At 69.8% G+C, this 8,738-nt stretch carries 10 protein-coding genes; 7 read left to right on the top strand and 3 right to left on the bottom strand.

Annotation, left to right across the window (positions count from 1 at the left end; all coding sequences use genetic code 11):
- From cobA to ACIKT0_RS09020, 5 genes are all read left to right on the top strand, one after another.
- Positions 1 to 935 (top strand): uroporphyrinogen-III C-methyltransferase (gene cobA / locus ACIKT0_RS09040; RefSeq protein WP_407105026.1); only part of this gene is annotated, 935 nt, incomplete at its 5' end.
- Between the two features lie 13 nt (positions 936 to 948).
- On the top strand, positions 949 to 1,284 hold the full coding sequence (locus ACIKT0_RS09035) for a DUF2849 domain-containing protein (RefSeq protein WP_407105025.1): 336 nt from the start codon (positions 949 to 951) through the stop codon (positions 1,282 to 1,284).
- A gap of 12 nt (positions 1,285 to 1,296) precedes the next feature.
- Entirely contained in the window at positions 1,297 to 2,958 is a 1,662-nt protein-coding gene (locus ACIKT0_RS09030; RefSeq protein ID WP_407105024.1) for a nitrite/sulfite reductase, read from the top strand.
- On the top strand, positions 2,945 to 3,712 hold the full coding sequence (locus tag ACIKT0_RS09025; RefSeq protein WP_407105023.1) for a phosphoadenylyl-sulfate reductase: 768 nt from the start codon (positions 2,945 to 2,947) through the stop codon (positions 3,710 to 3,712). Before ACIKT0_RS09030 ends, ACIKT0_RS09025 begins: the two co-directional genes overlap by 14 nt.
- Complete coding sequence (locus ACIKT0_RS09020) at positions 3,709 to 4,296, top strand: DUF934 domain-containing protein (RefSeq protein ID WP_407105022.1); 588 nt, start codon at positions 3,709 to 3,711, stop codon at positions 4,294 to 4,296. Before ACIKT0_RS09025 ends, ACIKT0_RS09020 begins: the two co-directional genes overlap by 4 nt.
- A 2-nt stretch (positions 4,297 to 4,298) precedes the next feature.
- Here the strand turns inward: ACIKT0_RS09020 and ACIKT0_RS09015 are convergent, their stop codons facing one another.
- Both ACIKT0_RS09015 and ACIKT0_RS09010 read right to left on the bottom strand, forming a co-directional pair.
- Positions 4,299 to 5,363 (bottom strand): dipeptidase, encoded by a 1,065-nt coding sequence (locus ACIKT0_RS09015; protein WP_407105021.1) that lies wholly within the window; start codon positions 5,361 to 5,363, stop codon positions 4,299 to 4,301.
- Positions 5,364 to 5,421: 58 nt separating this feature from the next.
- Positions 5,422 to 6,423 (bottom strand): adenosine kinase, encoded by a 1,002-nt coding sequence (locus tag ACIKT0_RS09010; RefSeq protein ID WP_407105019.1) that lies wholly within the window; start codon positions 6,421 to 6,423, stop codon positions 5,422 to 5,424.
- 101 nt (positions 6,424 to 6,524) lie between these two features.
- On the opposite strand from ACIKT0_RS09010, the gene trpS reads away from it, so the two are divergent.
- Positions 6,525 to 7,565, top strand: a complete 1,041-nt coding sequence (gene trpS / locus ACIKT0_RS09005; RefSeq protein ID WP_407105027.1) for a tryptophan--tRNA ligase — start codon at positions 6,525 to 6,527, stop codon at positions 7,563 to 7,565.
- 74 nt (positions 7,566 to 7,639) lie between these two features.
- Complete coding sequence (locus ACIKT0_RS09000; protein WP_183396637.1) at positions 7,640 to 8,197, top strand: NifU family protein; 558 nt, start codon at positions 7,640 to 7,642, stop codon at positions 8,195 to 8,197.
- Positions 8,198 to 8,246: 49 nt separating this feature from the next.
- Here the strand turns inward: ACIKT0_RS09000 and ACIKT0_RS08995 are convergent.
- Positions 8,247 to 8,738 (bottom strand): CAP domain-containing protein (locus ACIKT0_RS08995; RefSeq protein ID WP_407105018.1); only part of this gene is annotated, 492 nt, incomplete at its 5' end.

The raw sequence follows: 8,738 nt of genomic DNA, 5'->3' as shown, positions 1-8,738 counted from the left end.
TTGCCGGTTCCGGAAGGTCCCACGACGCCCAGGATCTCGCCCTTGCGGACGTCCATGTCCATGCCCGACTGTTCGACGGACCTGTGGCGGCGCGCGCGCTCTTAGGCGACATCGCGGGCGCGCGCTCGGCCGCAATGCGCATGATGGCCGAGAAGCCGGACGCTTCCGGCTTCGTCTGGCTGGTCGGCGCGGGCCCCGGGGCGACCGACCTGCTGACGCTGCGCGCCCAGCGGGTTCTGCAGGAAGCCGACGTGATCGTGTACGACGCTCTCGTTCCCGAGGCGGTCGTCGCGATGGGCCGCCGCGACGCCGAGCGCATCTCGGTCGGCAAGCGCAAGGGCCGCCACGAGGTCGCTCAGGACGAAATCTCCGCGCTTCTCGTGCGCGAGGCGTCGGCCGGACGCCGGGTGGTTCGCCTGAAGAGCGGAGATCCGCTGATTTTCGGCCGTGCCGGCGAGGAGATGGCGGCGCTCGCCGAGGCCGGCGTTCCCTTTGAAGTGGTCCCGGGCGTGACCGCCGCATTCGCGGCCGCTGCGTCGGCGCGCGCGCCGCTCACGCTCCGCGGCATGGCGTCGAGCCTCGTGTTCGCGACCGGACATGACGTCGATGGCCGCACGCTGCCCGACTGGGCTGGACTGGCGCTGCAGGGCGCCACCGTCGCGGTCTATATGGGCCGCTCCGTCGCCGCCGGCGTCGCGGATCGGCTCGTCGAGGCGGGGCTCTCCGCCGACACGCCGGTCGCAGCCGTCGAGAACGCGGCCCAGCCGAATGAGCGGATCCTGTTCGGCGACCTCGGCGAACTGCCCGCGCTCGCAGGTCGTGCGGACGTCGACGGCCCTGTTCTCATCCTCATCGGCCGCGCGCTTGCGCAGGCGCGTCCTGCGGACGCCGACGTGCTCGCCCCACGCTCGCGCGACGCGACCGAAGCCGCCTGAAGGAACTTTCCGAATGTCCGCTCCGATCCAGAAGTCCGGCGCCAAGACCCGGGCCGAGACGCAGATCGTCACAGCCAATCGCCTCGACGACGGCGTGGTGGTCTATCTCGACCCGTCGGGGGGATGGACACAGAGCCTTGACCACGCGGCGCCGCTCTCCGGACCGGCGGCGCTCGCCGCGGGGCTCGACGCCGGCAAGCGCGCCGAGGCCCAGCAGATCGTCGTGGAATCCTATGCGATCGACGTGGCGCGCGAGCCCGCCGGCCTGCGCCCGTTGCGCCTGAGAGAACAGATTCGCGCCTTCGGCCCGACGATCCTTCAGGATCAGTCGGCGGCCGCGGGCGCCTGAGGAGCCATCCGGATGTACCGCTACGACGAGTTCGACCATGGCTTCGTCAAAGCCCGCACCGCCCAGTTCCGGGACCAGGTGGAGCGGCGCCTTTCGGGCGAGCTCACCGAGGAGCAGTTCAAGCCGCTGCGCCTGATGAACGGCGTCTATCTGCAGCTTCACGCCTACATGCTGCGGGTATCGGTGCCGTACGGCACGCTCTCGTCGCCCCAGATGCGGATGCTGGCGCACATCGCGCGCACCTATGACCGGGGCTACGGGCATTTCACGACCCGACAGAACATCCAGTTCAACTGGCCGGCCCTGAAGGACATTCCGGCGATCCTCGACGATCTCGCCTCGGTCGAGATGCACGCCCTGCAGTCCTCCGGAAACTGCATCCGCAACGTCACCGCCGACCATTTCGCCGGCGCGGCGGCTGACGAGGTCGCGGACCCGCGGCCCTACGCCGAAATCCTTCGGCAGTGGTCCTCGGTGCACCCCGAATTTTCGTACCTGCCGCGCAAGTTCAAGCTCGCCCTGATCGGCGCCGACGAGGATCGCGCGGCGATCCAGTTCCACGACATCGGCCTTCAGCTGAAGCGCGACGCCGAGGGCGGTCTCGGCTTCACGGTCTATGTCGGCGGCGGCCAGGGCCGCACGCCGATGATCGCCCACAAGGTTCGCGACTTCCTGCCCGAGCAGGACCTGCTCGCCTATGTCGAGGCGATCATGCGCGTCTACAACCTCAACGGGCGCCGCGACAACAAGTACAAGGCCCGGATCAAGATCCTGGTCCACGAGACGGGCGCGGAAGAGATCACCCGGCAGATCGAGGCCGAGTTCCAGGAGGTCCTGAAGACGGACATCCTGCGGCTGCCGGACGAGGAGATCCGCCGTATCGCGGCCTATTTCGCGCCCTCTGCCCTGCCCGAGCGGCCTGCGCGCTCGGGCGCGCTCGAGGCCGCCCGCGCCGACAGCCGCGAGTTTGCGGACTTCGTCGATCGCAACGTGACGCCGCACAAGACGGCCGGCTACGGCCTGGTCACCATTTCGCTGAAGCCGGTTGGCGGCATCCCCGGCGACGCCACCGACGCCCAGATGGACGCGGTCGCCGATCTCGCCGAGCGCTACTCGCAGAGCGAGATCCGCGTGAGCCACGAGCAGAACCTCGTGCTGCCGCATGTCGCGCTGGACGACCTTCCGGCGCTCTACGCCGGACTTCGGGAGGCCGGGCTCGCGGACGGCAACGCCGGGCTCGTCACCGACATCATCTGCTGCCCCGGGCTCGACTATTGCGCCCTCGCCAACGCGCGCTCGATCCCGGTCGCGCAGGACCTGTCGCGTCGCTTCGGCGCGCCCGAGCGGCAGAAGGAGATCGGCGAGCTCAAGATCAAGATCTCGGGCTGCATCAACGCCTGCGGCCACCACCACGCCGGCCATATCGGCCTGCTCGGCGTCGACCGGAAGGGCGAGGAGGTCTACCAGATCACGCTCGGCGGCTCCGGCGACGAGAACGCCGCGGTCGGCGCGCTGATCGGGCCGGGCTTCGCCATCGCCGACGTGGGAGGCGCGGTGGAGACCGTCGTCGACACATATCTGAAGCTGCGCGAAGGCCCGCAGGAGAGCTTCCTGGCGGCGGTGCGGCGCGTCGGCCAGAAGCCCTTCAAAGAGGCGCTTTATGGAGCGGCCTGATCTCCCGCTGCCGCGGGTCAGCGAAGCCCGCGCGGCTGAACGCGCGACGTCTCTCGCGGCGCATCTCGACCGCCTGCACCGGGGCCGGAGCGCGGAGGCGATCCTGCGCGCGGCGATCGACAGCCTGTTCCGCGGCCGCATCGCGCTCGTCTCGAGCTTCGGGGCCGATTCCGCCGTGCTGCTGCATCTGGTCGGCTCGCTGAATCCCGCGACGCCGGTCATCTTCATCGACACCGGACAGCTGTTCGACGAGACGCTCGCCTACCGCGACGAACTGGTCAGCCGGATCGGCCTCACCGACGTCCGCTCCACGGGGCCGAGGCCTGAGCGGCTGGCCCGGCTCGATCCCGAAAACTTCCTCTGGCAGACGAACCCCGACCTCTGCTGCCGCATACGCAAGGTCGAGCCGCTCGCCGCCGCGCTTGGCGATTTCCCCGCCTGGATCTCCGGCCGCAAGCGCTTCCAGAACGCGGAACGGGCCAACCTGCCGCTGTTCGAGGGGGACGGGCGGCGGATCAAGGTCAATCCGCTCGCGGAGTGGACGGCGGAGGACCTCGAGAGCTATAGGCGCGACCATGATCTGCCGGCCCATCCGCTGGTGAAGCACGGCTATCTGTCGATCGGCTGCATGCCCTGCACCAGCCGGGTCAGGCCCGGCGAGGATCCCCGCGCCGGTCGGTGGCGCGGACTGCAGAAGACCGAGTGCGGCATCCACGTCCGCGACACGCTGGAACACGAAGGAAGCGGGATATGAACGCCCTCGCGCGAGTCCCCGTCGAGCCCGCGGCGACCTCCGTCGCCGCCCAGGCCCCCTCTGCTCCCGCCGAGCCCGCGCTGTGGCGCAATGGGCGCTTCGAAGCCGATGAATGGGAGCGCGTGGCGCCTGACGCAGCCGTTCCGGAGGGCCCGGCCCTTCTGCCGCTCACACGCTTCCTCGCCGAACGTCAGGCGCTCTCGGCCCGCAACGCGCCGCTAGGCGTCGTGGTCCAGCCGGACGAAGCGCTCGAGGAGCTCGCGCCCTATCTGGACCGCGTCTCGCTGGTCGCGCTGGTGTTCCCGAAGTTCGCCGACGGCCGGGCGAGCTCCATGGCCCGGGTGCTGCGCGAGCGCTATGGCTTTGCGGGCGAACTGCGCGCCACCGGCGACGTGCTGATCGACCAGATGCCGCTGATGCGCCGCTGCGGGTTCGACGCCTTCGAGGTCGTCAATGAGCCCACGCGGCGGCAGCTCGCGGCCGGCAAGTGGCCGGACGTGCCGTATTATCTCCAGCCGACCGGGGCGCCTGCGCAGCTCGAGGTTCCGGCAGGAACCCGGCCCTGGACGCGGCGGCCGGGCTGACTTCAGCCGCCCCAGATCCGCTCCAGCACCCCGAGCCAGTTCCGCCAGGCGAGCTTTTCGAGCGTCTCCTGGTCGAAGCCGTACCGGCGCAGCGCCTCGATCAGGCGCGGCAGGCCCGCGACGTCCTGAAGCTCGAACGGCACGACCGCGCCGTCGAAATCCGACCCGAAGCCTACATGGTCGACGCCGAGCCTGCCGATCAGATGATCGAGGTGGCGCGCCATCGTCTCGAGCGGCGTGTCCGCCCGCATCCTGCCGTCCTCGCGTAGGAAGCAGGTCGCGAAGTTCAGTCCCACCAGCCCGCCGGTGTCGCGGATCGCGTCGAGCTGGCGGTCGGTCAGGTTGCGGGCGTGAGGCGTGAGCGCGTGCGCGTTCGAGTGGGTCGCGACCAGCGGCGCCCGTGATAGCCGCGCCACATCCCAGAAGCCCGCCTCGTTGAGGTGCGACAGGTCGAGAACGATCCGGAGGGCGTCGCATTCGAGCACGAGGTCCCGTCCGGCCTGGCTGAGGCCTGGGCCGATGTCGGGCGAAGACGGGAAGCGGAAGGGGGCGCCGTGGCCGAAGACGTTCGGCCGGCTCCAGACCGGCCCGAGCGAACGAAGCCCGGCCGCATGCAGCACGTGAAGCGCGTCGAGATTGGGCCCGATCGCCTCGGCGCCTTCGATGTGGAGCACGGCCGCGAGCGCGCCGTTCTCCTTCGCTTGGCGGATGTCCGCGACGCTGCGGCAAGTCGCGACCGCGCCCTCGGAGGCCCGCTCGATCCGCAGCAGGATCGCCGCCATCGCGAGCGTGGCCGCTTGCGCTTCGGCGAGAGGCAGCGGCTCGGGCAACGGGACGTCGTATTGGGCGGCGCGCATCAGCGCGAGATAGTCGACGCCAAGCTGCCGCGACGGGGTGAAGGCGGCGAACAGGCCGCCGAACAACCCGCCCTCGCGCGCCCGCGGCAGGTCGAGATGCCCGCCTGCCCCGCCTTCAAGAAACGCCCGGACGCCGCCGTCGGGGCGCCCGAGTTCGCGAAGGCGCAGCAGGACGTCGTTATGGCCGTCGAAGACCGGGAGCGGCGTCATGAGCCCATGATGCTCGGCTCCTGACCCGGGGAGGCGACCGGCCGCGACGCCGGGCCCCTCAGAGCAGGCCGCGGCCCTGGGCCAGGCTGCGCAGGTCGACCTGCGGCCGGGCGCCCACATGGCTGATCACCTCCGCCGCCGCGAGCGAGCCCAGTTCGGCGGCGCGCCTCAGGTCGAGATCGTTGGTGTAGCCGTAGAGGAAGCCGGCGGCGAACAGGTCGCCGGCGCCGGTCTTGTCGACGATCTCGCCGTCCACCGGCGCGGCCGGCACACGGATCCGCTGATCGCCCTGAACGATGACGCAGCCGTCCGCGCCCAGGGTCACGGCCGCCAGCTTCGCGTCACGCGCGACCGCCTCGACCGCCGCGTCGATGTCGCCCGTCTCGTAGAGCGCCTTGAGCTCGCTGTCGTTGGCGAACAGGATGTCGACATGGCCGTCGCGCAGCAGCGCGAGGAACTCGGCGCGATAGCGGTCGACGCAGAACGAGTCGGAGAGCGTCAGCGCGACCTTGCGCCCGGCGTCATGGGCGAGGGCGGCCGCCTTGCGGAAGGCCTCCTTGGCGGCCGGCGGGTCCCACAGATAGCCCTCGAGATAGACGACCTTGGAGCTTTTCACGGCCGCCTCGTCGATATCGTCGACGCTGAGCGCCTGGCAGGCTCCGAGATAGGTGCTCATCGTTCGCTCGCCGTCCGGCGTGACCAGCACGAAACAACGGGCGGTCGAAACCCCGTCGGGCGCGGCCGGCGTGTCGAAGTCGACGCCCACGGCGGTGATGTCGTGCCGGAAGGCCTGGCCGAGCGGATCAGCCTTGACCCGGCCGACGAAGGCGGCGCGGCCGCCGAACGAGCCAAGGCCCGCCAGCGTGTTGGCGGCCGACCCGCCCGAAGCCTCGATGGCCGGGCCCATCATTCCGTAGAGCGTCTCGGCCCGAGCCTCGTCGATCAGGCTCATCGAGCCCTTGGCCAGCCCTTCCCGCGCCAGGAACGCCTCGTCGGTTCGGGCGATCACGTCGACGATCGCGTTGCCGATGCCGAGGACGTCGTACTTGGCTGGCGTCATCCGGGAGCTCCTGACGGCGAATGTGGATGGGGTTCGCGGCCCTTGCGCGGCCGTCAGCCGGACGCCATAACGCGCCGTCAATCATGAGGCAATCGAAGACGATGGCGAGCGTTCCGCAGCGGGTGTTTTCCGGCGTCCAGCCGACGGGAAACCTGCACCTCGGCAACTATCTGGGCGCCATCAAGCGGTTCGTCGAACTGCAGGACCGCTTCGACTGCATCTACTGCGTGGTCGACCTGCATGCGATCACCGTCTGGCAGGATCCGGCCGAGCTCAAGCGCTCGATCCGTGAGGTCGCGGCGGCGTTCCTGGCCGCCGGCGTGGACGGCGAGAAGCACATCGTCTTCAACCAGAGCCAGGTGTCGGGCCACGCCGAGCTCGCCTGGATCTTCAACTGCGTCGCCCGCCTCGGCTGGCTGAACCGCATGACGCAGTTCAAGGAGAAGGCCGGAAAGGACCGCGAGAACGCCTCGGTCGGCCTCTACGCCTATCCGAACCTGATGGCGGCGGACATCCTGCTCTACCGCGCGACCCATGTGCCGGTCGGCGAGGATCAGAAGCAGCATCTCGAGCTCGCCCGCGACATCGCGCAGAAGTTCAACAACGACTTCGCCGCCTCGATCGCCGCGAACGGGCTCGACGAAAAGTTCTTCCCGCTTCCCGAGCCGCTGATCGCAGGACCCGCCACCCGGGTCATGTCGCTGCGCGACGGCTCCAAGAAGATGTCGAAGTCGGAGCCCTCGGACGCCTCCCGCATCAACCTGACGGACGACGCCGACCAGATCGCCTCCAAGATCCGCAAGGCCAAGACCGACCCGCTGCCGCTGCCGGAGACGGTCGAGGGTCTGAAGGACCGGCCGGAGGCCGACAATCTCGTCGGCATCTACGCCGCGCTCGCCGACAGCGACGCGGCCGCGGTGCTCGCTCAGTATGGCGGCGCCCAGTTCTCGGCCTTCAAGCAGGCGCTGGTGGACCTCACCGTCGACAAGCTCGCGCCGATCAACGCCGAGATGAAGCGGCTCGTCGCCGACCCCGGCCATATCGACCGGGTGCTCGGACACGGCGCCGAGCGCGCGGACGCGATCGCGGAGAAGACGATGGGGGCGGTCAAGGACATCGTCGGTCTGATCCGCCGCGCCTGAGCGGCCTCGGGCCGGCCGATTGACCCCCGGTCCCAAAACCCCCATGTCTCGGAGAACTTCGAGAGGTCCCAGACATGTTCATCCAGACCGAAGCCACGCCCAACCCGGCGACGCTCAAGTTCCTGCCGGGCCGCGACGTGCTTCCAGGCTCGACGCTCGAGATGAAGGAGCCCGCGGACGCCGCGCGCTCTCCGCTGGCGCAGAGGCTGTTCGCGATCGACGGGGTGACGGGAGTGTTCTACGGCTCCGACTTCATCACCGTGACCAAGTCGGCGGGCGAGTGGCAGCATCTCAAGCCCGCCATCCTGGGCGCGATCATGGAGCACTACCTCTCCGACGCGCCCCTGTTGGCCGAAGGCGGCGAGGCTGAGGCCCCGGGCGAGGAGTTCTTCGAGGACGCCGACGCCGAGACGGTCGACACGATCAAGGAATTGATCGAGACCCGCGTCCGCCCCGCGGTCGCGATGGACGGCGGGGACATCACCTTCCGCGGCTTCCGCGAAGGCGTGGTCTACCTTAACATGAAGGGGTCGTGCTCCGGCTGCCCGTCGTCGACCGCGACGCTGAAGCAGGGCATCGAGAACCTGCTCCGGCACTTCGTTCCGGAAGTCGAGGAAGTCCGGCCGGTCTGACGACCGGCCGCAAGACGGCCCCTCCGGCAAGCCGGAGGGAGCCCTCCCCTCAGTGGATGCTCGGCACGTAGATCCCGCCCGGCACGCCGATCGGGAACGGCGGGATCGCGCGGTTCACCTGGGCGGCGGTCACTTCGGGGCGGGGATCGTTCGGGTCCGCAAGCACCATCGCCCAGAACACCTCATATCGGGTGCCTGGCGCGCGCGCGGCCGCGATGCCGATGCGGGACGCCTTGGGCTGCAGCATGTTCTTCATGTGCGGCGGCGACGAGCGCCAGCCCGTGAAGGCGTCAGCCAGCGTGTCGTGGCCGGCGCCGATGTTCTCCCACATCCCGCCATTGCGATAGCCGGACCGGGCGATGCGCGCTTTCAGCGAGCCCGCCGAGGTCTCGTGGCTCAGCTTGTTGTCGCGCGCCATCGCGTTGGCCTGCTCTTCGGCCATGCGGTTCAGCGCCGGATCGAGCGTCACGGGGCCGAGGCCGCGGCCGCGTCGGAACTCGCTCACCATCTCGACCGGCGCGCGGCGGCCGAGATGGTGAGC

It is taken from the genome of Hansschlegelia beijingensis, assembly GCF_045505405.1.
Taxonomy (GTDB): Bacteria; Pseudomonadota; Alphaproteobacteria; order Rhizobiales; family Methylopilaceae; genus Methylopila; species Methylopila beijingensis_A.
The sequence above is the reverse complement of the archived record's forward strand: the minus strand, read 5'-3'. Positions and strand labels throughout refer to the sequence as shown.